General features: G+C 60.3%; 24 protein-coding genes. 8 read left to right on the plus strand and 16 right to left on the minus strand.

Annotation, left to right across the window (positions count from 1 at the left end):
• The first annotated feature begins 25 nt into the window (after positions 1–25).
• Positions 26–613: a hypothetical protein gene (locus tag ACEN2T_RS09090; RefSeq protein ID WP_442116581.1), complete on the plus strand. Its 588-nt coding sequence runs from the start codon at positions 26–28 to the stop codon at positions 611–613.
• 105 nt (positions 614–718) lie between these two features.
• Here the strand turns inward: ACEN2T_RS09090 and ACEN2T_RS09095 are convergent, their stop codons facing one another.
• From ACEN2T_RS09095 to ACEN2T_RS09105, 3 genes are all read right to left on the minus strand, one after another.
• A complete protein-coding gene (locus tag ACEN2T_RS09095; protein ID WP_003176958.1) occupies positions 719–994 on the minus strand; it encodes an HU family DNA-binding protein in 276 nt (91 codons plus the stop codon).
• A gap of 191 nt (positions 995–1185) precedes the next feature.
• Positions 1186–2334, minus strand: coding sequence for an NAD(P)/FAD-dependent oxidoreductase (locus ACEN2T_RS09100; protein WP_442116582.1), 1149 nt, complete (start codon positions 2332–2334; stop codon positions 1186–1188).
• A gap of 36 nt (positions 2335–2370) precedes the next feature.
• Positions 2371–2538, minus strand: a complete 168-nt coding sequence (locus ACEN2T_RS09105; protein ID WP_032884447.1) for a rubredoxin — start codon at positions 2536–2538, stop codon at positions 2371–2373.
• Between the two features lie 195 nt (positions 2539–2733).
• Here ACEN2T_RS09105 and ACEN2T_RS09110 point away from each other — a divergent pair, with 195 nt between their 5' ends.
• Entirely contained in the window at positions 2734–3297 is a 564-nt protein-coding gene (locus tag ACEN2T_RS09110; RefSeq protein WP_442116583.1) for a chorismate--pyruvate lyase family protein, read from the plus strand.
• Complete coding sequence (ubiA, locus tag ACEN2T_RS09115; protein ID WP_032884449.1) at positions 3297–4187, plus strand: 4-hydroxybenzoate octaprenyltransferase; 891 nt, start codon at positions 3297–3299, stop codon at positions 4185–4187. Before ACEN2T_RS09110 ends, ubiA begins: the two co-directional genes overlap by 1 nt.
• Positions 4188–4219: 32 nt before the next feature.
• Here the strand turns inward: ubiA and ACEN2T_RS09120 are convergent, their stop codons facing one another.
• Entirely contained in the window at positions 4220–4600 is a 381-nt protein-coding gene (locus tag ACEN2T_RS09120; RefSeq protein WP_095185229.1) for a COG4315 family predicted lipoprotein, read from the minus strand.
• A gap of 155 nt (positions 4601–4755) precedes the next feature.
• On the opposite strand from ACEN2T_RS09120, the gene phoB reads away from it, so the two are divergent.
• From phoB to ACEN2T_RS09135, 3 genes are all read left to right on the plus strand, one after another.
• Positions 4756–5445, plus strand: a complete 690-nt coding sequence (gene phoB / locus ACEN2T_RS09125; protein ID WP_032884451.1) for a phosphate regulon transcriptional regulator PhoB — start codon at positions 4756–4758, stop codon at positions 5443–5445.
• 82 nt (positions 5446–5527) lie between these two features.
• The gene (gene phoR / locus ACEN2T_RS09130) at positions 5528–6814 is read left to right on the plus strand and encodes a phosphate regulon sensor histidine kinase PhoR (protein WP_185168236.1); all 1287 of its coding nucleotides are present in this window, start codon (positions 5528–5530) and stop codon (positions 6812–6814) included.
• Positions 6815–7084: 270 nt separating this feature from the next.
• The gene (locus ACEN2T_RS09135; protein WP_032884453.1) at positions 7085–8425 is read left to right on the plus strand and encodes a hemolysin family protein; all 1341 of its coding nucleotides are present in this window, start codon (positions 7085–7087) and stop codon (positions 8423–8425) included.
• 3 nt (positions 8426–8428) lie between these two features.
• Here the strand turns inward: ACEN2T_RS09135 and ACEN2T_RS09140 are convergent, their stop codons facing one another.
• The 8 genes from ACEN2T_RS09140 to ACEN2T_RS09175 all read right to left on the minus strand — a co-directional run bounded on the left by ACEN2T_RS09140 (position 8429) and on the right by ACEN2T_RS09175 (position 18684).
• A complete protein-coding gene (locus ACEN2T_RS09140; protein ID WP_032884454.1) occupies positions 8429–9091 on the minus strand; it encodes a M23 family metallopeptidase in 663 nt (220 codons plus the stop codon).
• Positions 9092–9171: 80 nt separating this feature from the next.
• Complete coding sequence (locus tag ACEN2T_RS09145; protein WP_032884455.1) at positions 9172–10080, minus strand: response regulator; 909 nt, start codon at positions 10078–10080, stop codon at positions 9172–9174.
• Positions 10081–10248: 168 nt separating this feature from the next.
• Entirely contained in the window at positions 10249–11010 is a 762-nt protein-coding gene (phoU, locus tag ACEN2T_RS09150; RefSeq protein ID WP_032884456.1) for a phosphate signaling complex protein PhoU, read from the minus strand.
• A 70-nt stretch (positions 11011–11080) separates the two neighbouring features.
• Positions 11081–11914: a phosphate ABC transporter ATP-binding protein PstB gene (gene pstB / locus ACEN2T_RS09155; protein ID WP_032884457.1), complete on the minus strand. Its 834-nt coding sequence runs from the start codon at positions 11912–11914 to the stop codon at positions 11081–11083.
• A 131-nt stretch (positions 11915–12045) separates the two neighbouring features.
• Positions 12046–13716: a phosphate ABC transporter permease PstA gene (gene pstA / locus ACEN2T_RS09160; RefSeq protein WP_032884458.1), complete on the minus strand. Its 1671-nt coding sequence runs from the start codon at positions 13714–13716 to the stop codon at positions 12046–12048.
• A 15-nt stretch (positions 13717–13731) separates the two neighbouring features.
• On the minus strand, positions 13732–15765 hold the full coding sequence (locus ACEN2T_RS09165) for an ABC transporter permease subunit (protein ID WP_177326410.1): 2034 nt from the start codon (positions 15763–15765) through the stop codon (positions 13732–13734).
• Positions 15766–16149: 384 nt separating this feature from the next.
• A complete protein-coding gene (locus ACEN2T_RS09170; protein ID WP_032884460.1) occupies positions 16150–17136 on the minus strand; it encodes a phosphate ABC transporter substrate-binding protein PstS in 987 nt (328 codons plus the stop codon).
• 258 nt (positions 17137–17394) lie between these two features.
• The gene (locus ACEN2T_RS09175; RefSeq protein WP_032884461.1) at positions 17395–18684 is read right to left on the minus strand and encodes an MFS transporter; all 1290 of its coding nucleotides are present in this window, start codon (positions 18682–18684) and stop codon (positions 17395–17397) included.
• Between the two features lie 409 nt (positions 18685–19093).
• Here ACEN2T_RS09175 and ACEN2T_RS09180 point away from each other — a divergent pair, with 409 nt between their 5' ends.
• Both ACEN2T_RS09180 and ACEN2T_RS09185 read left to right on the plus strand, forming a co-directional pair.
• Positions 19094–19498 carry an acyl-CoA thioesterase gene (locus ACEN2T_RS09180; RefSeq protein WP_003176975.1) on the plus strand — a complete coding sequence of 135 codons (405 nt, stop codon included), beginning with the start codon at positions 19094–19096 and terminating at the stop codon, positions 19496–19498.
• A gap of 57 nt (positions 19499–19555) precedes the next feature.
• Positions 19556–20455 carry a D-hexose-6-phosphate mutarotase gene (locus tag ACEN2T_RS09185; protein ID WP_442116584.1) on the plus strand — a complete coding sequence of 300 codons (900 nt, stop codon included), beginning with the start codon at positions 19556–19558 and terminating at the stop codon, positions 20453–20455.
• 119 nt (positions 20456–20574) lie between these two features.
• On the opposite strand, the gene ACEN2T_RS09190 is transcribed toward ACEN2T_RS09185, so the two are convergent.
• The 4 genes from ACEN2T_RS09190 to purE form a co-directional block, all read right to left on the minus strand.
• Positions 20575–21111, minus strand: coding sequence for a DUF3299 domain-containing protein (locus ACEN2T_RS09190; RefSeq protein ID WP_032884463.1), 537 nt, complete (start codon positions 21109–21111; stop codon positions 20575–20577).
• Between the two features lie 77 nt (positions 21112–21188).
• On the minus strand, positions 21189–21434 hold the full coding sequence (locus ACEN2T_RS09195) for a GlsB/YeaQ/YmgE family stress response membrane protein (protein WP_032884464.1): 246 nt from the start codon (positions 21432–21434) through the stop codon (positions 21189–21191).
• 106 nt (positions 21435–21540) lie between these two features.
• A complete protein-coding gene (locus tag ACEN2T_RS09200) occupies positions 21541–22626 on the minus strand; it encodes a 5-(carboxyamino)imidazole ribonucleotide synthase (protein ID WP_442116585.1) in 1086 nt (361 codons plus the stop codon).
• 11 nt (positions 22627–22637) lie between these two features.
• On the minus strand, positions 22638–23129 hold the full coding sequence (gene purE, locus ACEN2T_RS09205; RefSeq protein ID WP_003176980.1) for a 5-(carboxyamino)imidazole ribonucleotide mutase: 492 nt from the start codon (positions 23127–23129) through the stop codon (positions 22638–22640).
• Positions 23130–23390: the final 261 nt, after the last annotated feature.

Genomic DNA, 23390 nt, shown 5'->3' on the forward strand with positions numbered 1-23390 from the left:
TGACTATTGAAAATGGAGTGGGCCCATGGCCAAGCGCATCCTCTGGAAGGAAGGCGATCTAGTCAGCCTCAAATTGCGAGATGACTTATACACCGTAGGCCAGATGATCAAGAACTCCGTCATGCGCTTCTACGATGTGAGAAGCGTGGACGGCGTCTGGACCGATCTCGCGCTGGACAACAGTATGATCCTGTTCAGTGGTTTTGTCGGCAAGGTGGTGACCCAGAGATTGGCAACGGAAAAACTAATTTCCGTCACGCCATTTAGCCTTTCGGATCATGAGCGTTATTGGCTCAGGCCCCACGTCAGCTTTGAGGGTGGCTTTCCGTTTCGAGATGCTGATCTTGTTGACCTCGGCATCGGCTGCGATGCTGACTACAGCCTGGTACCTGCACTAAAGGAAGATCTGCAACTTTCGGACAGTCGCGACATCATCGAAAAGTATGAGTTGACCAACATGTGGGGAGATGAGGACCTCAGCGACAGACTGTGTCGCTACTTCGATACCGGTGTTAACCGGGATGATTTGAAATTTGAAGTCTTTCCGGGGCTCTGGAACGATCGTGAAAGCCTCAGGCCTTTAACCCGACGACTGCCTTTGCCGTTGAGATAGACAAGCAGTGTTTAGGTGGTTTGAAGCATTAAAAAATGGGCACCCAACCCAGTCGGCGTGCCCATTTTTCCTACCACCCCGCCCCCTGTCGAGACGGTACTGCAATTACGCGTTAACAGTGTCTTTCAGCGATTTACCCGGTTTGAATGCAACGGTATTGCTCGCCTTGATTTTCACAGGCTCACCGGTTTGCGGGTTTTTGCCGGTGCGGGCGCCACGATGGCGTTGCAGGAAGGTGCCGAAGCCAACCAGGGTGACGCTGTCCTTGCGGTGCAGGGCGCCGGTGATTTCTTCGAGAACGGCGTTGAGGACGCGGTTGGCCTGTTCTTTGGTGAGATCTGCTTTTTCAGCGATGGCGGCTGCGAGTTCTGGTTTACGCATGTGTGAAGCCTCTTTGACGGTTTTTTGTTGTTATGTCCGTGCTGCTCTCTTCTGGAGCAGCGCCCAAAGCGCCGCAGGCTCTACTCTGCGGCAGACGGGAGTGAGGATGGCATGCCCTCGCACGCTCCGCCAGTCTCGCGGCGACCTTTCTGAGGGTAGAAATGTGCTAATTCCGACAGAACGACCGGCATTTACGCCAGTAAAGGCGGAAGTTCTTTGTTGAGGGCCAGTTTTTCCATCACCGCCGTGCCCGTCAGCGCATAACCCAGCAGGCGACCGCTGGCGTCGCGGCACAGGGCCTTGATGTCGGCGCCCTGGCCTTCGACGCTCCAGACGCCTTCGGAGCCCCTTGGCGGCGGCGAAACCACCAGCGGGCAGACCGGGGTTTTCACGGTGACGGGCATCGGGCCGTAGCTAACGGCCGTGGCATTGCCGGCCAGGGTTTGGGCCAGAGCGCGGGCGCAGGTCATCAGAGGCATGACGTACAGCAGGTTCAGGCCGTCGACCTCAGCGCAGTCGCCCAGGGCGTAGATGTTGGCGTGGGAGGTCTTGAGGTGACGGTCCACCATGATCCCACGGTTGATTTGCAGGCCCGCGGCGGCAGCCAGGTCGATACGTGGGCGCAGGCCGATGGCCGAAACGACCAGATCGCACAGAATCACTTCACCGTCAGAAAGGTGCGCTTCCAGCCCGTCCGCCGTGCGCTGCAGGCGGTTGAGCACCGGCCCCAGGTGGAAACGCGCCCCCAGGCCTTCCAAGCCAGCTTGTACAGCGGCAGCGGCTGCCGGGTGCAGCAGGGTTGGCATCACTTGCTCGCACGGAGCGACCAGGTCGATTTCATAACCGCCAAGGATCAGGTCATTGGCGAATTCACAGCCGATCAAGCCGGCGCCGAGCAGCAGCACGCGGCGTTTACCAGCAGCGGCAGCGCGAAAGCGTGCGTAGTCTTCGAGGTCGTTGATCGGGAAAATCAGTTCCGCCGCGTCGCCTTCAACCGGGACGCGGACGGTTTCTGCACCCCAGGCCAGGATGAGGTCACGGTAAACCACCGCTTCCTCGCCGATCCACAGGCGTTTGTGGCCCGGGTCGATGCCGCTGACACGGGTGTGAGTTCGCACTTCGGCCTTGAGTTGCTCGGCCATGGCGCCCGGCTCAGCCATGCTAAGGCCGTCGGCCTCCTTGTTTTTGCCAAAGCCGGTGGAGAGCATGGGCTTGGAGTAGGAGCGCCCGTCATCTGCGGTGATCAGCAGCAAGGGGGTTTCGCTGTCGAGCTTGCGAAACTCCCGGGCCACGTTATAACCGGCCAATCCTGTGCCGATGATCACGACAGGTGCGTTCATTCCTTTCTCCTTGTAATACGTTTCTTAAATTCGGGATTAAGCGATTTCGATCATTTCGAAATCCATTTTGCCCACGCCGCAATCCGGGCACAGCCAGTCTGCAGGGACATCTTCCCAACGAGTGCCGGGCGCAATGCCGTCATCCGGCCAGCCGTCGGCTTCGTTGTAGATAAGGCCACAGACGATACATTGCCACTTCTTCATTACTTGCTTCCTCAGGTTCAGGCGTCTTGGCCGGCGGTCGTTGGATCCAGCGTTGCCGCGCGGCTCAGGGCGTTTTGTACTGATCGGGGCCGGCAGATGCAAGCGCGATCGACGCAAGGTGCCGGTTGAGCCCGGCAAAAGCCCAGGGTGCCATGGTAAGCTCGCCGCCTCTTTTGCTGCCAATACTGACTCACCGTGCCGCACTCAATCGCCCTCCCCGATGCTTGCCAATGGCTGATCCAGAGCCGTTTGAGCCCTCTGCCTACACCTTTGACCCTCAATTGGCTGTTCGATGACGGCTCGCTGACACGGCGGCTGACAGGGCTGTCCAACGACGGTTTCAGCGTAACGCCACTGTTCGAAGGCTGGCAGCCGCTGCGAGACGACGAGTGCGCCGCCCTGAACTTGGCCCCGGCCACTGTCGGCTGGGTGCGCGAGGTGTACTTGCGTGGGCACGGTCAGCCGTGGGTGTTTGCCCGCAGCGTGGCGGCGCGCAGTGCCTTGCAGGGCGATGGGCTGCACATGGATGAACTGGGCAGCCGCTCCCTGGGCGAGTTGCTGTTCTGCGATCAAGCCTTCACGCGCCAGGCAATCGAGGTGTGCTATTACCCACGGCAATGGCTGCCGACAGCCGATCAGGCGGATGGGCTATGGGCACGCCGCTCACGTTTTGATCGTGGATCGCTAAGCGTGTTGGTAGCGGAAATCTTCCTGCCGGACTTCTGGCACGTGCTGCATGAACATCCGGAGAACTGCTGATGTACCAACGTCTGCTCAAATCCCTGAACCGCCTGAACCCGAGGGCCTGGGACTTCATTCAGTTGACCCGGATGGACAAGCCCATCGGCATTTACTTGCTGCTGTGGCCGACACTCTGGGCGTTGTGGATTGCGGGCAAGGGTTCGCCCTCTTTCATCAATATTGTGATTTTCGTGTTGGGCGTGGTGCTGACCCGGGCGGGCGGCTGTGTGATCAATGACTGGGCTGACCGCAAGGTCGATGGCCATGTGAAGCGCACCGAGCAGCGCCCGCTGGTGAGCGGAAAGATCAGCTCCAAAGAGGCGCTGGTTTTTTTTGCGGTGCTGATGGGTATCAGTTTCCTGCTGGTGCTGCTGACCAACGCCACCACGATCCTGTTATCCCTTGGTGGATTGGCGCTGGCGGCGAGCTACCCGTTCATGAAGCGCTACACCTATTACCCGCAGGTGGTGCTGGGCGCGGCGTTCTCCTGGGGGATGCCGATGGCCTTCACCGCCGAGACCGGCAGCCTGCCCGCTGCTGCGTGGCTGTTGTACATCGCCAACCTGCTGTGGACGGTAGGCTACGACACGTATTACGCGATGACCGACCGTGACGACGACCTGAAGATTGGCGTGAAATCCACCGCGATCCTGTTTGGCGATGCCGACCGCGTGATCATCCTGACCCTGCAAAGCCTGGCGCTGGTGTGCCTGTTGCTGGCGGGGACGCGGTTTGAGTTGGGCGGATGGTTCCATCTGGGGCTGCTAGCTGCGGCGGGGTGTTTCGCTTGGGAGTTCTGGTACACCCGCGACCGGGACCGCCTGAAATGCTTCAAGGCGTTTTTGCACAACCACTGGGCCGGGTTGGCAATTTTTGTTGGGATTGTGGCGGATTACGGGTTTCGATGAGGGGCCAGGCCCCTCACCGAGAGTGGCCTGAATCAGGGCTTGGCGACTTGCCAGGCGCCGTCCATTTTGCCGTCGCCGGTCATGTCGCCGGCCTTTTTATCCATGACGAAGGTATAGAGCGGCTTACCGTTGTAGGCCCACTGGCTCTTTTGGTCATCACGGGTGATCACAGTCCATTTGCCCATTGGCTTGTCGGTGGACTCGGCCATCAACGGCGGCCAGTTAGTCGCGCACTTGTCGTTGCACATGGATTTGCCATCGGCATCCTTGGCAAAGGTATAGAGCGTCATTTCCTTGTGATCCACCAGCATCCCGTCTTTGGTCATCGCCGGCTCCGCCGCGAACGCCAGGGTCGGCAGCGTCAACGCGGCCGTTACCAGCAGGGCTTTCCAGGAAACAGTACGGTAAGTCATAGGAACCTTCCTTTTGTGGTTGTCAGGATTCGGACCCAAAGGGTAGTCCAGAGTGCCGTGATTTGCCCAAGCGACTAAATTACTGTCACACGACTGCAATAATTCCGTTATCTAATGCGGCGCAAGACAGTTAAATGACAAGAGGATTTTTGAGCATGGTTGGCAGGAGCATTCTGATTGTTGACGACGAAGCGCCCATCCGCGAGATGATCGCCGTTGCGTTGGAAATGGCCGGCTATGACTGCCTGGAGGCTGAGAACTCCCAGCAGGCCCATGCCATTATCGTCGACCGTAAGCCGGACCTGATCCTGCTGGATTGGATGCTGCCTGGCACTTCCGGCATCGAACTGGCCCGCCGCCTCAAGCGTGATGAACTGACCGGGGATATTCCGATCATCATGCTCACCGCCAAGGGCGAAGAGGACAACAAGATTCAGGGCCTGGAAGTGGGCGCTGATGACTACATCACCAAACCCTTTTCCCCACGGGAGTTGGTAGCGCGCCTGAAGGCGGTATTGCGCCGCGCCGGCCCGACCGATGGCGAAGCGCCGATTGAAGTCGGCGGTCTGATTCTCGACCCGATCAGCCACCGCGTCACCATCGACGGCACACCGGCCGAGATGGGCCCGACCGAATACCGCCTGCTGCAATTTTTCATGACCCACCAGGAACGCGCCTACACCCGTGGCCAGCTGCTGGACCAGGTGTGGGGCGGCAATGTGTATGTGGAGGAGCGCACCGTTGACGTGCATATCCGCCGCCTGCGCAAAGCCTTGGGCGACGCCTACGAGAATCTGGTACAAACCGTGCGCGGCACTGGCTACCGGTTCTCCACCAAAAGCTGAGCCAACCCTTCTACTTCCTTAACAGCTGACAAGGACGCATGTTTAAGTGAACCAGAACTGGCATGGCACCCTGATCCGCCACATGCTTCTTTTGATCACCGGCTGCCTGTTGGTCGGGCTGATCAGCGGCTACTACGGCTGGAGCCTGGCCATCGGCATCGGCCTGTACTTGGGTTGGACCCTCAAGCAACTGCTGCGTCTGCACGAATGGCTGCGCCAGCACAAACCCGACGAAGCACCACCCGACGGCTACGGCCTGTGGGGCGAGGTGTTCGACAGTATTTACCACCTGCAACGCCGCGACCAACGGGTACGCGGTCGCCTGCAAGCGGTGATCGACCGGGTGCAGGAGTCCACCGCCGCGCTCAAGGACGCGGTGATCATGCTCGACAGCGACGGCAACCTGGAATGGTGGAACCGTGCCGCCGAGACCTTGCTGGGCCTCAAAACGCCCCAGGACAGCGGCCAGCCGGTGACCAACTTGGTACGCCACCCGCGCTTCAAGGAATACTTCGAGCAGGACAACTACGAAGAAGCCTTGGAAATCCCCTCGCCGACCAACGACCGTGTGCGCATCCAGCTGTACCTGACGCGCTATGGCAACAACGAGCACCTGATGCTGGTTCGCGACGTAACGCGCATCCACCAACTGGAGCAGATGCGCAAAGACTTCGTCGCCAACGTCTCCCATGAACTGCGCACGCCGTTGACGGTGATCTGCGGCTATCTGGAGACGCTGCTGGATAACGTCGACGAGATCAACCCACGCTGGAGCCGTGCCCTGCAGCAGATGCAGCAACAAGGCTCGCGCATGCAGACCCTGCTCAACGACCTGCTGTTGCTGGCCAAGCTTGAAGCCACCGATTACCCCTCGGACAATCATCCGGTGGCGGTGCAAAGCCTGTTGCAGACCATCAAGAATGACGCGCAGGCCCTTTCCGGCGAGCGCGGGCAACAGATCAGCCTGGAAGCCGATCCACAGGTGTTGCTCAAGGGCAGCGAAGGCGAATTGCGTAGCGCGTTCTCCAATCTGGTGTTCAACGCCGTGAAGTACACGCAGGACAAAGGCGCCATCCGCATCCGCTGGTGGGCCGACGAGCAAGGCGCGCACCTGAGCGTGCAGGACTCCGGCATCGGCATCGACGCCAAGCACTTGCCTCGCCTGACCGAGCGTTTCTACCGTGTCGACTCCAGCCGCAACTCCAACACCGGCGGCACCGGGCTGGGCCTTGCCATCGTCAAGCATGTGCTGCTGCGCCACCGAGCGCGCCTGGAAATCAGCAGCGTGCTGGGACATGGCAGTACGTTCACCTGCCATTTTCCACCAGCGCAGATGACCCGTTCGCGGCTTGTCGGAAATGACGAATAACTCAAACACAGCACAAAACCAAATGTGGGAGGGGGCTTGCTCCCGATGGCGGTGCATCAGTATCAGATATGCTGACTGACACACTGCTATCGGGAGCAAGCCCCCTCCCACAATTGGAATTGTGCTGTTTCGAATAAGGCATTCCAGGCCCCACCCGGCGGTAACCACTAGGCAAGCGCCCCGCCAGCCGCTACATTGGCCGACTTGCGCCTGCCTCTCGGGCCTGCCTGTCACCCCTTATTGAACACATGGAACCTGCAAAACCCAATCATGGACCCTTCCCCTGGTATCACCCTCTCTACACTCTTCGCCGACTTCGGCATGATTCTTTTTGCTCTGATCCTGGTACTGCTCAACGGTTTTTTCGTTGCGGCGGAATTTGCCATGGTCAAGTTGCGCTCCACCCGAGTCGAGGCCATCGCCCACACCAACGGCTGGCGTGGACAGATCCTGCGTACCGTACACAGCCAGCTCGACGCTTACCTGTCGGCCTGCCAGCTGGGTATCACCCTCGCCTCCCTGGGCCTGGGTTGGGTCGGTGAGCCGGCGTTTGCGCACATCCTTGAACCGATGTTGGCCGCCGTGGGCGTCGAATCGCCGGAAGTGATCAAGGGCGTGTCGTTCTTTGCGGCGTTCTTCGTGATTTCCTACCTGCACATCGTGGTCGGTGAGCTGGCGCCCAAATCCTGGGCCATTCGCAAACCCGAGTTGCTGTCGCTGTGGACGGCGGTGCCGCTGTACTTGTTCTACTGGGCCATGTACCCGGCCATCTACCTGCTCAACGCCAGCGCCAACGCGATCCTGCGCATCGCCGGCCAAGGCGAGCCTGGCCCGCACCATGAGCACCATTACAGCCGCGAAGAACTCAAGTTGATCCTGCACTCCAGCCGTGGCCAGGACCCTAGCGACCAAGGCATGCGCGTATTGGCCTCGGCCGTGGAAATGGGCGAACTGGAAGTGGTCGACTGGGCCAACTCCCGCGAAGACCTAGTGACACTGGAATTCAACGCACCGCTCAAGGAAATCCTCGCGCTGTTCCGCCGCCACAAGTTCAGCCGCTACCCGGTGTACGACAGCGTCCGCCAGGAGTTCGTCGGCCTGCTGCACATCAAGGATTTGCTGCTGGAGCTGGCCGAACTCGACCATATCCCCGAGTCGTTCAACCTGGCCGAGCTGACTCGCCCGCTGGAGCGCGTGTCGCGCCACATGCCGCTGTCGCAGTTGCTGGAGCAGTTCCGTAAAGGCGGCTCGCACTTCGCCGTGGTCGAAGAGGCCGACGGCAACATCATCGGCTACCTGACCATGGAAGACGTGCTGGAAGTGCTGGTCGGCGATATCCAGGACGAACACCGCAAGGCCGAACGCGGCATCCTGGCCTACCAGCCGGGCAAGCTGCTGGTACGTGGCGATACCCCGTTGTTCAAGGTAGAACGCCTGCTCGGCATCGACCTGGATCATATCGAAGCCGAAACCCTGGCCGGCCTGGTCTACGAAACCCTGAAACGGGTGCCGGAAGAGGAAGAAGTGCTGGAGGTTGAAGGCCTGCGGATCATCATCAAGAAGATGAAAGGACCGAAGATCGTACTGGCCAAGGTACTGATGCTCGATTAACCCTCAATTGCCCAACGCAAAGTTGGGCAATGCGCCCACCGGCTGGTTGAACTCATACGGGATCGACACCAGCCCTGCCTCGGTGGCGCGCTGTACCACAAAGTGCAGGTGCGGCCCGCTGCTGTTGCCGGTATTGCCCGACAACGCCAGCGGACTCCCCACCGCCACGCGCTGCCCTACCCTCACACTGACCGACCCTTGCTTCAGATGCAGGTAGACCCCCTCGGTGCCGTCATCATGCTGCACCCGCACAAAATTCCCCGATGCATCATTGCCCCGCCCGGCCTGCTCGTTCTCGGTCTTCACCACCACGCCACTGCGCGCGGCGATGATCGGCGTGCCTTCGGGCATGGCGATGTCCATGGCGTAGCGGCTCTTGACGTCGGTGTGGCTGAAGCTGCCGCTGGGACCTTGGGTCAAGCGGAACGGACCGCCGCGCCAGGGCAAGGGGTAGCGGTAGGCTTGGGGTCGATAACGGGGGGTTGGCCTGTCGAGCATTGGACGCTCGACCTTGCGCTCCTGGATCACAAACGCCTGGGCGCCGGGGGTTTGCCGGTCGCTGAAAAACACCACGCCATTGGCGTCAGTGGATTTGTAGAGGGTCATGGCCAAGGTCGAGGTGGTGACCGTGGCCAACCCGCAGCAGATCAAAAGACGAAGGAGCATGGCGCGAACCTGCCGGGATGACTGAGCGGCAGGTTAGCAAGGGTTAATGACAATCTTGTGGTGAGCTGAACCTTAAAGGATCAGGCACCCGGCACAAAATGCTTCTGAGCCGTACCGCGCGCAATCAGGCGGGAGATGTAGTCGAGTTTCTGCGCATCCTGGTCAATAAACCGGAAGGTCAGTTGCAGCCAGTCGCTGTCGGGCTTGGGCTCGAAGGCGACAATGGCGTGCAGGTAGCCGTTGAGACGGGCCACCTCGGCGTTGTCGCCTTGCTCAAGGTCGAGCACCGCACTTTCCAGCACCTGAGGCAGGACTTCAGTGCGACGCACTACCAGCAGCGCCTCCTTGATGCTCAGTGCTTTGATGACACATTGCTGGGTGCCACTGGACAGCCGCAGTTGACCCTGGCCACGACCGGCGGCCGGCGCGGCGGAAGGGGCTTGCACTGGCGGGCTGTTGAGCAGGCCTTTGCTGGGCGCTGACGCCGCAGCTGCAACGGGGGCCGAACGCAACGCTTCAGGCTTGCCGCCCGTCAGGGCGCTCAGGGAATCGTTGCCGAAGGCCGAGTTCATTTTGGTCGGCGCGCTGGCAACCAGGGCGTCGAGGCGACCGACCTTGTGCAGGGCCTGTTTGACCTTGTTCAGCAGTTGCTCGTTAGTGAACGGTTTGCTGACGTAACCAGAAACCCCGGCCTGGATCGCCTGCACTACGTTCTCTTTATCGCCCCGGCTGGTCACCATCACAAACGGCATGGCCTTGAGGTGCGGTTGCTCACGGCACCAGGTCAACAGCTCCAGGCCGGACATTTCCGGCATTTCCCAGTCGCACAGCACCAGGTCGAAGCTCTCGCGCATCAGTATGGTCTGGGCCTTCTTGCCGTTTACCGCATCTTCAAGCTTGATCCCGGGGAAGTAGTTGCGCAGGCACTTCTTCACCAGATCGCGGATAAACGAGGCGTCATCCACCACCAATACACTGACTTTACTCATCGACCCTTCATCCTATAAAAACTTCGGCACGCAGAACGCCTGACTGATGGCATTTTGCCAAAACTCGGTAGTCACAGCTGGACTTTATTTATTCCGCTGCGCAAAAAATTCAGACACCAGAAACGAAAACGCCCGGCCAAAGGCCGGGCGTTAATTTCTCGGGCAACCTTACTTATCGTCAGATTCGCCCGGAACATTAGGGATTTGATCGGCGGAACCTTCAACTTCAGCCTTCATGCGCTTAAGGCCCATGTGCCGTACGTCAGTACCGCGAACCAAATAGATCACCAGTTCCGAGATATTGCGCGCGTGATCGCCGATCCGCTCCAGGGAACGCAGCACCCAGATGATGCTCAAGACCCGCGAGATAGAGCGCGGGTCTTCCATCATGTAGGTGGCCAGTTCACGCAGGGCTGTCTTGTATTCGCGGTCGATGACTTTGTCGTACTGCGCCACCGACAACGCCAGATCGGCGTCGAAACGGGCAAACGCGTCAAGCGCATCGCGCACCATGTTGCGCACCTGGTCGCCGATGTGGCGAACCTCCACGTAGCCGCGCGGCGCTTCGCCTTCTTCGCACAGCTGGATGGCGCGACGGGCGATCTTGGTGGCCTCATCGCCGATGCGCTCCAGGTCGATTACCGACTTGGAGATGCTGATGATCAAACGCAGGTCCGAGGCCGCTGGCTGGCGACGGGCCAGAATGCGCAGGCATTCTTCGTCGATATTGCGTTCCATCTGGTTGATCTGGTCATCGATCTCACGCACCTGCTGGGCCAGGCCCGAGTCGGCCTCGATCAGCGCGGTCACGGCGTCGTTGACTTGCTTCTCCACCAAGCCGCCCATCGCCAGGAGGTGGCTGCGCACTTCCTCAAGCTCGGCGTTGAACTGCGCGGAGATGTGATGGGTAAGGCCTTCTTTGCTAATCATGTTGGCGTCCTTGGAGCGTCCGGTAAGGTGCGGAGAACCGCAGCGTCAATGCAAACAGAACCACAGCTTCCTAGCCGTAGCGACCGGTAATGTAGTCTTCGGTCTGCTTCTTCGCCGGATTGGTGAACAGGGTGTCGGTATCGCCGAACTCCACCAGCTTGCCCATGTACATGAAGGCGGTGTAGTCGGAAACCCGCGCCGCCTGTTGCATGTTGTGGGTCACGATAACGATGGTGAACTTGGACTTGAGCTCGTAGATCAGCTCTTCCACTTTCAGGGTCGAGATCGGGTCGAGTGCCGAACACGGCTCGTCGAGCAGCAACACTTCCGGCTCCACGGCGATGGTGCGGGCGATCACCAGACGTTGCTGCTGACCACCGGACAAGCCGAGTGCCGACTCATGCAGACGGTCTTTGACCTCGTCCCACAGCGCCGCGCCTTTAAGGGCCCACTCCACGGCTTCGTCGAGGATGCGCTTCTTGTTGATGCCCTGGATACGCAGGCCATAGACCACGTTTTCGTAAATGGTCTTGGGGAACGGGTTCGGCTTCTGGAACACCATGCCCACGCGGCGACGCAGCTCGGCCACGTCTTCGCCCTTGCGGTAAATGTTGGTGCCGTAGAGGTTGATCGCACCTTCCACACGGCAACCGTCGACCAGGTCGTTCATGCGGTTGAACGTGCGCAACAGCGTGGACTTACCGCAGCCCGACGGGCCGATAAAGGCGGTCACGCGCTGCTTGGGAATGTTCATGCTGACGTCGAACAGCGCCTGCTTGTCACCGTAGTAAAGGCTCAAGCCCGGTACTTCGATGGCCACGGTTTCCTGGGCCAGGCTCAGGCTCTGCTTGTCGCGACCCAGGGCAGACATGTTGATGCCATGGGAATGGGTGTCGTGTTGCATGGGATGCTCCCTGTGCTGTTGTGTGGGAGGGGGCTTGCCCCCGATAGCGATGTTTCAGGAACATGTGTGCCGGCTGGCACACCGCTCGGGAGCAAGCCCCCTCCCACAAATAAGTCCGCGTTCAATTCAGATCAGCTGTCCAGCGCCTTGTACTTCTCGCGCAAGTGGTTACGAATCCACACCGCCGACAAGTTGAGCGTGGCGATCACCAGCACCAGCAGCAAGGCGGTGGCGTACACCAGTGGCCGTGCGGCTTCGACGTTGGGGCTCTGGAAGCCGACGTCATAAATATGGAAGCCCAAGTGCATGATCTTCTGGTCCAGGTGCAGGTACGGGTAGTTGCCGTCCAGCGGCAGCGACGGGGCCAGTTTCACCACGCCGACCAGCATCAGCGGCGCCACTTCACCGGCGGCACGGGCCACGGCCAGGATCATGCCGGTCATCATCGCCGGGCTGGCCATCGGCAGCACGATCTTCCACAGCGTTTCCGCCTTGGTCGCGCCCAGAGCCAGGGAGCCTTCACGCACGGTGCGGGGAATCCGCGCCAGGCCTTCTTCGGTGGCCACGATCACCACCGGCACCGCCAGCAGCGCCAGGGTCAGCGAGGCCCACAGCAGGCCCGGCGTACCGAAGGTCGGTGCCGGCAGGGCTTCGGCGAAGAACAGGCGGTCAACTGAGCCACCCAGTACATACACGAAGAAGCCCAGGCCGAACACGCCGTAGACGATGGCCGGTACACCGGCCAAGTTGTTCACGGCGATGCGGATGATTCGAGTCAGGGTGTTCTGCTTGGCGTATTCACGCAGGTACACGGCCGCCAGCACGCCGAACGGGGTCACGATCATCGCCATGATCAGGGTCATCATCACCGTGCCGAAGATCGCCGGGAAAATCCCGCCTTCGGTGTTGGCTTCCCGTGGGTCATCGCTCAAGAATTCCCAGACCTTGCTGAAGTAGAAGCCGATCTTGGTCATCGTGCCCATGGCGTTCGGCTGGTAGGCGTGGACCACTTTGCCGATGCCGATTTCAATTTCCTTGCCGTTGCCATCGCGAGCAGTCAAGGCATCGCGGTTGAACTGGGCGTGCAGGTCGGCCAGGCGCGCTTCGATGTCCTGGTAACGGGCATTCAGCTCGGCGCGGTCAGCATCCATATCGGCCTGGGCGGCGGCATCAAGCTTGCCTTCCAGCTCCAGTTTGCGACCGTGCAGACGAATGCGTTCGAGTCCGGCGTTGATCGCGCCGATATCAGTTTTTTCCAGGCTTTTAAGCTGTGCGGCGAGCTTGTTGACGCGATCGACACGGGCTTGCAGCTCCGGCCAAGCGGCCTCGCCTTCGGCGATGACCTTGCCATCCTGCTTGACGTTGACCAGGGTGCCGTAGAAATTGCCCCACTCACGACGCTCGATGGCCATGAGGTTTTTCGGTGTGCTCTGGTCTTTCAACCACTCGCCAACGATCCAGGTGAAGTCGTTGCCATTCAAATCTCGGTTGCCGACCTTGATCAGCTCGCGGGTCATGAACTCCGGGCCTTCATCAGGCACCGGCAGGCCAGCACTTTTCAGGCGCTCGCGGGGCACTTCTTCTTTCTGCACCACTTCGCCGATGACGATATGGTTTTCCTGGCCCGGCACGTTGTAGTTGGCCTGGATCAGGTCAGCTGGCCAGAAGTGGCCCAAACCACGTACGGCAATCACGGCCAGCAAACCAATGGTCATGATGACCGCGATGGACACCGCGCCACCGCTGATCCAGACGCCGGGGGCGCCGCTCTTGAACCATCCATTCAGGGAGTTCTGTTTCACAGACTTCTACCTTTCTTAAAGCGACGAGTATTTCTTGCGCAGACGCTGACGGATCAGCTCGGCGAGGGTGTTCATGACGAAGGTGAACAGCAGCAGCACCAGCGCCGAGAGGAACAGCACGCGGTAGTGACTGCCGCCCACTTCCGACTCCGGCATTTCCACCGCGACGTTGGCCGCGAGCGTTCGCAGGCCTTCGAACAGGTTCATCTCCATCACCGGCGTGTTACCGGTGGCCATCAGCACGATCATGGTCTCGCCTACTGCACGGCCCATGCCGATCATCAGTGCGGAGAAGATGCCCGGGCTGGCGGTCAGGATCACCACGCGCGTCATGGTCTGCCACGGCGTGGCGCCCAGCGCCAGGGAGCCCAGGGTCAGGCCGCGCGGCACGCTGAATACGGCGTCTTCGGCGATGGAGTAGATGTTCGGAATCACCGCAAAACCCATGGCCAGGCCGACTACCAGGGCGTTGCGCTGGTCGTAGGTAATGCCTAAGTCGTGGGAGATCCACATACGCATGTCGCCGCCGAAGAACCAGGTTTCCAGGTACGGGCTCATGTACAGCGAGAGCCAGCCCACAAACAGGATCACCGGAATCAGGATCGCGCTTTCCCAACCATCGGGAACGCGCAGGCGGATGGATTCAGGCAGGCGGCTGAAGACAAACCCGGCCACCAGGATGCCAATCGGCAACAGCATCAGCAGGCTGAAAATCCCCGGCAGATGCCCTTCGACATACGGCGCCAGGAACAGGCCGGCGAAGAAACCGAGGATCACCGTCGGCATCGCTTCCATCAATTCGATCACCGGCTTGACCTTGCGGCGCAGGCTCGGGGCCATGAAGTAGGCGGTGTAGATCGCAGCGGCAACGGCCAGCGGTGCGGCCAGCAGCATGGCGTAGAACGCGGCCTTCAAGGTACCGAAGGTCAGCGGGGCCAGACTCATTTTGGGTTCAAAATCGGTGTTGGCGGCGGTCGACTGCCACACGTATTTAGGCTCGTCGTAGTTTTCGTACCAGACCTTGCTCCACAGCGCGCTCCATGACACTTCCGGGTGCGGGTTGTCGAGCAGCAGCGGTTGCAGCTTGCCGCCGGCTTCGACGATCACGCGGTTGGCCCGCGGCGACAGGCCGAACACACCCTGGCCGTCGACCACTGGGTCCACCAGCAGGGTGCGGTGGGCGGTGCTGTGGAACACGCCGAACTTGCCGGATGCGTCCAGGGCAGTGAAGCCTTTGCGGCGCTCTTCGGCAGTGATTTCGACGATAGGCGCAGTGCCCATCTGGAAGGTGCGGATCTGCTTGAAGCGCTGTTCGCCATCCGGGTCGCGGGCCATGAACCACTGGGCCAGGCCGCCTTTGGAGTTACCGATGATCAGCGAGATACCGCCCACCAGTTGGGTGCTGGCCGTGATTTCAGCGTTGCCGTCTTCCAACAATTTGTAGCGACCGTTGAGGCTCTTGTCGCGCAGGCTAAACACATCCGCCAGGGCACGGCCGTTGATCACATACAGCCATTGCTGGCGCGGGTCGATGAAGATCGCCTTCACCGGCTCGGTCATTTGCGGCAGCTCGACACGCTTCTGCTCACTGGTGACTTCGCCGGTCATCATGTTTTCTTCGCGGCTCAGGGTCAGCACGTTCAAGTGCGAACCGGCCGAGCCTGCGATCACCAACGAGCTATCAGTGGCGTTGAGGGCGACATGCTCCAGCGGGCGGCCGGCGTCATCCAGCACGATCGGCGTTTCACCGTAAGGGTATTCAATCGCCGGGGTGATGGTTTTCTTTCCGTCCGGGTAAGACACCTTATAGGTGTGGCGGAACACCAGGGACTGCCCATTGGACAAACCGAGGATAACCAGCGGGCTGCCCGGCTGATCTTCACCAATAGAAGCAACGCTGGTGCCGGCTGGAAGCGGCAGGTCGACGCGCTTGAGTTCAGCACCGGTCTCGACTTCAAAGAACAGCGCCTGGCCCTTGTCGGAAACCCGCATGGCGACTTGGTTCTGTTCTTCGAGGGAGATCATCAGCGGCTTGCCGGCGTCCTGAATCCAGGCCGGGGTCAGCGCGTCTTCCTTGGTCAACGAGGCGCCCTGAAACAATGGCGCGACGACGTAGGCAAGGAAGAAGAAGATCAGGGTGATAGCGCCAAGGACAGCGAGGCCGCCCACCAGCACGTACCAACGGGTCAGGCGATCTTTAAGCGCGCGAATGCGGCGCTTGCGTTGCAGCTCAGGCGTATTGAAATCAATGCGCTTGGGAGGAGAAGTCGTCGTCATGGTGGAATTGGCCAGATCATTCATGCGCACACCCTAGCGATCCTGTATGACAGAAAGATGACAGTGCAGTGACGCAACAAATCCGCCGCGAAGCATAGCTGGCAGCGGACTAGAAAATTCGGATGCGAGGCCGGTGAGCCGGCCCCGCGGAGGCAATCAGTTGCCTTCTTTCAAACCCAGGTCAGCCAGGGCCTTGGCGGCAACTTTGGCTGGCAGTGGGATGTAGCCGTCTTTCACTACAACTTCCTGGCCTTGCTTCGACAGCACAAGCTTCACGAACTCAGCTTCCAGCGGAGCCAGAGGCTTGTTCGGGGCTTTGTTGACGTAAACGTAGAGGAAACGCGACAGCGGGTATTTGCCGTTCAGGGCGTTTTCTTCGGTGTCTTCGATGAAGTCAGTGCTGCCTTTCTTGGCCAGGGCCACGGTCTTCACGCTGGCGGTCTTGTAGCCGATGCCCGAGTAACCGATGCCGTTCAGCGAGGAGCTGATCGACTGCACGACCGAAGCCGAGCCTGGTTGTTCGTTCACGTTAGGCTTGTAGTCGCCTTTGCACAGGGCCTCTTCCTTGAAGTAGCCGTAGGTGCCGGATACCGAGTTACGACCGAACAGCTGTACTGGCTTGTTGGCCAGGTCGCCGGTCACACCCAGGTCGCCCCAGGTTTTCACGTCGGCTTTGCCACCGCACAGGCGAGTCGAGGAGAAGATCGCGTCGACTTGCTCCATGGTCAGGTGCTGGATCGGGTTGTCCTTGTGTACGAACACGGCCAGGGCATCCACGGCAACCGGGATAGCGGTTGGCTTGTAGCCGTACTTCTGCTCGAAGGCAGCCAGTTCGGTGTCCTTCATCTTGCGGCTCATCGGGCCCAGGTTGGAGGTGCCTTCAGTCAGCGCAGGTGGTGCGGTAGCGGAGCCGGCAGCTTGAATCTGGATGTTGACGTTCGGGTATTCCTTTTTGTAACCCTCGGCCCACAGGGTCATCAGGTTAGCCAGGGTATCGGAACCGACGCTGGACAAGTTGCCCGACACACCAGTGGTCTTAACGTAAGCCGGGATTGCCGGATCAACACCTGCGGCCACCGCGTTGGCGGTCGCAACGCCAGCAGCGACAAAAGTCATTGCCGCCATCAAACGTTTCAGTTTCATGCCTTGCTCCTAGCAGATAGGGATAGTTGGATCGGGGCCAAGTATCGAGAGGCCGTGTGAACACTCTATGTCTGAAATATGACAATTGGATGAAAGGCCAGCATTGGGAGATCAAGCAGGTCAGGAAGGTATGGCGCGGAGAAACGGGGGTAATGCGCAGGTAACGCGGTAAATCAGCTACACACTGCAATCAATGAACGGACACCTGCCCCGTGGCGAGGGAGCTTGCCCTCTCGCCACGGGTGGATCGGGCTGCTTTTAGCGGCCACGCTTCCACAGATACCCACCTACCACCATCCCCATGACACACAGCGCGGCCACGTAGTAAGCCGGGCCCATCGGGCTTTCCTTCATCAGCAGCGACACCGCCAGCGGCGTGAGACCACCAAACACGGCGTAGGCCACGTTGTAGGAAAACGATAAGCCGCTGAAGCGCACCACTGGCGGGAAGGCTTTCACCATCACGTACGGCACCACGCCAATGGTGCCGACGAACAGGCCGGTCAAGGCGTACAGCGGGAACAGCCAGTCCGGGTGAGTCAGCAGGCTGTGGTAGAGCGTCCAAGAGGTCGCCAGCAGCAGCGCGCAACCACTGATCAGCACGCGGCCTGCACCAAAGCGGTCGGCCAGGGCGCCGGAGGCGATGCAACCCAGGCTCAAGGTCACGATGGCCAGGCTGTTGGCTTGCAGCGCAACGGTCGGGCTGAAATGGTAGATGGTTTGCAGCACGGTCGGAGTCATCAGGATCACCACCACCACGCCGGCCGACAGCAGCCAGGTCAGCAGCATCGACAGTACGATCGCGCCACGGTGGTCGCGCAGTACCGCGCGCAATGGCAACTCGGCGGCCAGGGTTTTGCGTTGCTGCATCTCGGCGAAGATCGGCGTTTCATGCAGCCAGCGACGCAGGTACACCGACAGCAGGCCAAACACGCCGCCAAGCAGGAACGGGATACGCCAGGCGTAATCCGAGACCTGCTCAGGGCTATAAATAGTGTTGATCGCGGTAGCCACCAGCGAACCCAGCAGAATGCCGGCGGTGAGGCCGCTGGTCAGGGTGCCGCAGGCGTAGCCGATGTGGCGTGGCGGAACGTGTTCGGAGACGAACACCCACGCGCCTGGCACTTCACCGCCAATCGCCGCGCCCTGGATGACGCGCATCAGCAGCAGCAGGATCGGCGCCCACAGGCCGATCTGCGCGTAGGTTGGCAGCAGGCCCATGATCAGGGTCGGTACGGCCATCATGAAGATGCTCAGGGTGAACATTTTCTTGCGACCCAGCAGGTCGCCGAAGTGCGCCATGATGATGCCGCCCAGCGGGCGGGCCAGGTAACCGGCGGCGAAGATGCCGAAGGTCTGCATCATTCGCAGCCATTCGGGCATATCGGCAGGGAAGAACAGCTTTCCGACCACGGTGGCGAAAAACACGAAAATGATGAAATCATAAAATTCCAGCGCCCCGCCCAAGGCAGACAGCGACAGGGTTTTGTAGTCGTTGCGGGTCAGCGGGCGCGAAGGTTGCGCACTGCTTGCGGGCACGGAGGACATGGCAAGGCTTCTCTTATAGTAATCATCGTAATAAGGACGGCACGCCCGGGACTTGCGGCGGGTCTGGCAAGATAGCAAATCGCTTGTAAAAGCACAGCGCCAGGAGAACAGTTGTGCACAAAAGCCGCGATACAGCGTCTATTTACCGACCAAATGAACGCCGGGAGGTCGTCGTGGCGCCAGGGTCTCGATATACTCGGCCCTTGCGAGCGCAAGACCCGCAGCCTTGAGGGGCTGCTGTGCCAAAACGTCGTTGGGTGCCATCCAGCCGATTTGGCAGAGTTTCCCTTTAGTACGCCTTACGAGAAACGTATCGAACGGAGTATGTTTGTGCTGAAACGTTTTTCTAACAGTCGGCTATCCACCCTGCTCCACCTATAAAAGCGTCACGGGTCAGAGGCCCCACGGCATGATCGAACTCGAACAAGAAGATCCTATCCCGCAAGGCGATCTCGCCCTGCAAATCACCGCGCTCCCGCGTGAAACCAATGGCTTTGGCGATATCTTCGGCGGCTGGCTGGTCGCGCAGATGGACTTGGCCGGTACCGCCATGGCCAGCAAGGTTGCGGGCGGTCGCGTGGCTACCGTGGCGATTGATCGCATGGCGTTCCTGGTGCCGGTGGCCGTGGGCGCGCAGTTGTCCTTCTATACCCAGGCCCTGGAAATCGGCCGCAGCTCGATCCAGATGATGGTCGAAGTGTGGAGCGACGACCCACTGTCCAGCGAATGGCGCAAGGTGACCGAGGCGGTGTTTGTATTCGTCGCTATCGATGGCAGCGGCCGCACGCGCTCAGTGCCGTCGCGCGCGCGTTAAACCTCGCCGGGTTTTGACGGTCAATTGCCCCATTGCCTGCCATTGAGAGTGCTGTGTATGCCTACGCCCCACGTTGAAACCGTGAAAATCGACGAGCTGGACTGCTGGCGTATCCGCCACAACGGCGCTGAACTGATGATTGCCCAGCAGGGCGCGCATATCTTCAGTTACGGGCGTGAGGGCGAGCAGCCGCTGATCTGGCCGAACCCTGAAGCGGTATTCAAGCAAGGCAAAGGCATCCGCACTGGCGTACCGGTGTGCTGGCCATGGTTCGGGGTGTTCGACCGCAACCCGCAAAGCGTGAAGGCGATGCGCCAAAGTGATCAACCTGCGGGCGCTCACGGTTTCGTGCGTACCGCGACCTGGGCATTGGCCGGGACAATACTTGAAGGTGAAACGCTGCGGGTGGACCTGAAACTACCCGTTCCTGCAGGCGGCTTTCCCGGCTGGCCCCATCAGGTCGACCTGACCTTGAGTCTGCTGCTAAACGATCAACTGCACATCCGCCTGACCAGCCATAACCGTGGCACCGACACCGTAACCCTGAGCCAGGCGCTGCACACCTACTTCGCCGTGAGCGATGTGCGCAACGTGCAGGTCGACGGCCTGGACGGCTCGGCGTACATCGATACCGCCGATGGCTGGAGCGAGAAGAAGCAATCCGGCCTGCTGCACTTCAGTGCCGAAACCGACCGCATTTACCTCGATACGCCCGCGCAGTTGAGCATTGTCGACAGAGACTGGCAGCGCCAAATCCAACTCACCAGTGAAGGCTCGAAATCGACCGTGATCTGGAACCCCTGGACCGAACGCGCCAAGGCCTTCGACGACATGGCCGACGATGGCTGGCAGGGCATGCTGTGCATCGAGACGGCGAATGTGCTGGATGATGTGGTGAGCTTGGCCCCAGGTGATAGCCACACACTGGGCGTGAGCATCACCTCTATCGCCCTGTAAACCCAATCGAAAATGTGGGAGGGGGCTTGCTCCCGATAGCAGAGTGTCAGTCAGCAGATTTGTTACTGATAGACCGCTATCGGGAGCAACCCCCCTCCCACATTGTTATGCGCCGGGTTTTAGAGATCTGACTCCTTCACCACCCGCACCTTGCCCGCATCCAGCGCATACGCCGCATCCGCCAGGTCGTTATTCACCTTCTCTACCTTCAACGTACCCGTAACCCAAAGCGGCGTGTAGATATCATCCAGCTTCAACCCTTTGGGATAACGCACCAGCACCAACTGGTTAGGCGGCGGTGGTGGGACGTGTATGCACGCGCCTGGATACGGCACCAGGAAGAACAACGTACTGCGGCCCTTGGCATCGGTTTCCAACGGCACCGGGTAGCCGCCGATGCGGATGTCCTTGCCGTTCATCGCAGCCACGGTCTTGGTGGAATACATCACCGCCGGCAAGCCTTTGCTCTGCTTGAGGCCGCCCTTATCGGTAAAGGTGCCTTGGGCTTCCGGGGAGTTGTGATCGATCTCGGGCATGGCTTCGAGAGCCTTTTGGTCCGACAGCGGCATCAGGTCGAGCCAGTCGGTTTCCGGCAATTCGCCGGCGTGCGCCAGGCCAGAGCCCAGCAGGAGGAGAGTCAACAGAAGACGGCGCATGGAGAGGCTCGGCAAGTACAAGTGCCGAGCATTCTAGCCCTCTGCGCCTGCGCAGCGCAGAGGACTTTGTCGGCTGATTACTTCTTTTTGATCAGGCCGTAGATCACCAGCAGCACAATGGCACCGACCAACGCACCGAGGAAGCCTGCACCTTGGCCAGCCTGGTAGATACCCAGTGCCTGACCACCGTAGGTCGCGGCCAGGGAGCCGGCGATACCCAGCAGGATAGTCATGATCCAGCCCATGCTGTCGTCGCCGGGCTTGAGGAAACGCGCCAGCAGGCCGACGATAAAGCCGATAAAGATGGTTCCGATGATGCCCATGGCATTTCCCTCTGATTGAATGTGAGTCATGCCAAAGCCTAGTCAGGCTTTGCCATCCTGCAATCAGAGAGACGGCGGCAACCAATGGTTCCCGCCGTCACCAGGCTTATTGCTCAGCGATCAGCGCTTCAACCTTGAGGATCTGCGCTTGCAGCGTCGCACGGTCCTTGCAGCGCAGGTTGGCGTGGCCGACCTTGCGCCCGGCCTTGAAGGCCTTGCCGTAGTGATGCAGGTGGCAGTCATCGATGGCGATGACTTTTTCCACCGGCGGCACAACGCCAATGAAGTTGAGCATGGCGCTCTCGCCGACCTTGGCCGTGGAGCCCAGTGGCAAGCCCGCCACCGCCCGCAGGTGGTTTTCGAACTGGCTGCACTCGGTGCCTTCGGTGGTCCAATGCCCGGAGTTGTGCACGCGCGGGGCGATTTCGTTGGCCTTGAGGCCGCCGTCGACTTCAAAGAACTCGAACGCCATCACGCCGACATAATCCAGCTGCTTGAGCACACGGCTGGAATAGTCTTCGGCCAGGGCCTGCAACGGGTGGTCGGTGCTGGCCACCGACAGCTTGAGGATGCCGCTGTCGTGGGTGTTGTGCACCAACGGATAGAAGCGGGTCTCACCATCACGGGCACGCACGGCGATCAGCGAGACTTCACCGGTGAACGGCACGAAGCCTTCCAGAAGGCAAGCGACGCTGCCCAGCTCGGCGAAGGTGCCCACCACATCATCTGCAGTGCGCAGGACTTTCTGGCCCTTGCCGTCGTAACCCAAGGTGCGGGTTTTCAGCACGGCTGGCAGGCCGATGCTGGCGACGGCGGCGTCCAGGTCCGCCTGCGATTGGATATCGGCGAAGGCTGGAGTCGGAATGCCCAGCTCCTTGAACATGCTCTTTTCGAACCAACGGTCGCGAGCGATGCGCAGGGCTTCGGCGCTCGGGTACACCGGCACGAACTGCGAAAGGAAGGCCACGGTTTCAGCCGGGACGCTTTCGAACTCGAACGTCACCAGGTCGACTTCATCGGCCAGTTGGCGCAGGTGGTCCGGGTCGCTGTAGTCAGCGCGCAGGTGTTCACCCAAGGCCGCCGCACAGGCGTCTGGCGCTGGGTCCAGGAAAGCGAAGTTCATCCCCAGCGGGGTGCCCGCCAAGGCCAGCATACGGCCCAGTTGGCCGCCACCGATTACACCGATTTTCATCGTCAACAACCTCAGGCGATACGTGGGTCTGGATTGTCCAGCACGCTGTCTGTCTGCTCAGCACGGAATTTTTTCAGCACCGCGTGAAACTGCGGGTGCTTGGCGCCCAGGATACTGGCGGACAGCAGGGCTGCGTTGATCGCGCCGGCCTTGCCGATGGCCAGGGTGGCCACCGGGATACCCGCCGGCATCTGCACGATGGACAACAGCGAATCGACGCCCGAGAGCATTGCCGACTGCACCGGTACGCCAAGCACTGGCAGGTGAGTCTTGGCTGCACACATGCCCGGCAGGTGCGCTGCGCCGCCGGCACCGGCGATGATCACCTCGATGCCACGGGATTCTGCTTCATCGGCATACTGGAACAGCAAATCCGGGGTGCGGTGGGCAGAGACCACTTTCACTTCATACGGAATGCCGAGTTTTTCCAGCATATCGGCGGTGTGGCTAAGGGTGGACCAATCGGACTTGGAGCCCATGATCACGCCAACCAATGCACTCATCGTCGTGCCTCTTCTCTCTGGGCGCCCGCAGGCGCGTCAAAAAACAACAAGCCACGCGGGAAATCCGGCGTGGCTTGTTGTACGAATTTTGGCCGGTTGGACCGGCCGAAGGCCGCGCAGTATACCGTAATAATCCAGATAAACAGCCCCTCGGATGACCATCTGTCTAGCGGGGCAAACCGGCGGTTTTATTGACTTAAGAGTCAGTCCCATACACCGCGAAATACTGTGGGAGAGGGCTTGCTCCCGATGGCGGTGTGC

The organism is Pseudomonas sp. W22_MBD1_FP4 (genome assembly GCF_052113765.1).
In the GTDB taxonomy this organism is placed as follows: domain Bacteria; phylum Pseudomonadota; class Gammaproteobacteria; order Pseudomonadales; family Pseudomonadaceae; genus Aquipseudomonas; species Aquipseudomonas sivasensis.

Excerpts from the sequence above, each read along its gene's own strand:
- ACEN2T_RS09200 (WP_442116585.1), bottom strand. The coding sequence starts at position 22,626 with ATGAAAATCGGTGTAATCGGTGGCGGCCAACTGGGCCGTATGCTGGCC.
- ACEN2T_RS09185 (WP_442116584.1), top strand. The coding sequence starts at position 19,556 with ATGCCTACGCCCCACGTTGAAACCGTGAAAATCGACGAGCTGGACTGC.
- phoU (WP_032884456.1), bottom strand. The coding sequence starts at position 11,010 with ATGATTAGCAAAGAAGGCCTTACCCATCACATCTCCGCGCAGTTCAAC.
- purE (WP_003176980.1), bottom strand. The coding sequence starts at position 23,129 with ATGAGTGCATTGGTTGGCGTGATCATGGGCTCCAAGTCCGATTGGTCC.
- ACEN2T_RS09140 (WP_032884454.1), bottom strand. The coding sequence starts at position 9,091 with ATGCTCCTTCGTCTTTTGATCTGCTGCGGGTTGGCCACGGTCACCACC.
- ACEN2T_RS09190 (WP_032884463.1), bottom strand. The coding sequence starts at position 21,111 with ATGCGCCGTCTTCTGTTGACTCTCCTCCTGCTGGGCTCTGGCCTGGCG.
- ACEN2T_RS09100 (WP_442116582.1), bottom strand. The coding sequence starts at position 2,334 with ATGAACGCACCTGTCGTGATCATCGGCACAGGATTGGCCGGTTATAAC.
- ACEN2T_RS09090 (WP_442116581.1), top strand. The coding sequence starts at position 26 with ATGGCCAAGCGCATCCTCTGGAAGGAAGGCGATCTAGTCAGCCTCAAA.
- ACEN2T_RS09170 (WP_032884460.1), bottom strand. The coding sequence starts at position 17,136 with ATGAAACTGAAACGTTTGATGGCGGCAATGACTTTTGTCGCTGCTGGC.
- pstB (WP_032884457.1), bottom strand. The coding sequence starts at position 11,914 with ATGCAACACGACACCCATTCCCATGGCATCAACATGTCTGCCCTGGGT.
- phoR (WP_185168236.1), top strand. The coding sequence starts at position 5,528 with ATGCTTCTTTTGATCACCGGCTGCCTGTTGGTCGGGCTGATCAGCGGC.
- ACEN2T_RS09095 (WP_003176958.1), bottom strand. The coding sequence starts at position 994 with ATGCGTAAACCAGAACTCGCAGCCGCCATCGCTGAAAAAGCAGATCTC.
- ACEN2T_RS09175 (WP_032884461.1), bottom strand. The coding sequence starts at position 18,684 with ATGTCCTCCGTGCCCGCAAGCAGTGCGCAACCTTCGCGCCCGCTGACC.
- ACEN2T_RS09195 (WP_032884464.1), bottom strand. The coding sequence starts at position 21,434 with ATGGGCATCATCGGAACCATCTTTATCGGCTTTATCGTCGGCCTGCTG.
- ACEN2T_RS09105 (WP_032884447.1), bottom strand. The coding sequence starts at position 2,538 with ATGAAGAAGTGGCAATGTATCGTCTGTGGCCTTATCTACAACGAAGCC.
- ACEN2T_RS09180 (WP_003176975.1), top strand. The coding sequence starts at position 19,094 with ATGATCGAACTCGAACAAGAAGATCCTATCCCGCAAGGCGATCTCGCC.
- phoB (WP_032884451.1), top strand. The coding sequence starts at position 4,756 with ATGGTTGGCAGGAGCATTCTGATTGTTGACGACGAAGCGCCCATCCGC.
- ACEN2T_RS09135 (WP_032884453.1), top strand. The coding sequence starts at position 7,085 with ATGGACCCTTCCCCTGGTATCACCCTCTCTACACTCTTCGCCGACTTC.
- ubiA (WP_032884449.1), top strand. The coding sequence starts at position 3,297 with ATGTACCAACGTCTGCTCAAATCCCTGAACCGCCTGAACCCGAGGGCC.
- ACEN2T_RS09145 (WP_032884455.1), bottom strand. The coding sequence starts at position 10,080 with ATGAGTAAAGTCAGTGTATTGGTGGTGGATGACGCCTCGTTTATCCGC.
- ACEN2T_RS09120 (WP_095185229.1), bottom strand. The coding sequence starts at position 4,600 with ATGACTTACCGTACTGTTTCCTGGAAAGCCCTGCTGGTAACGGCCGCG.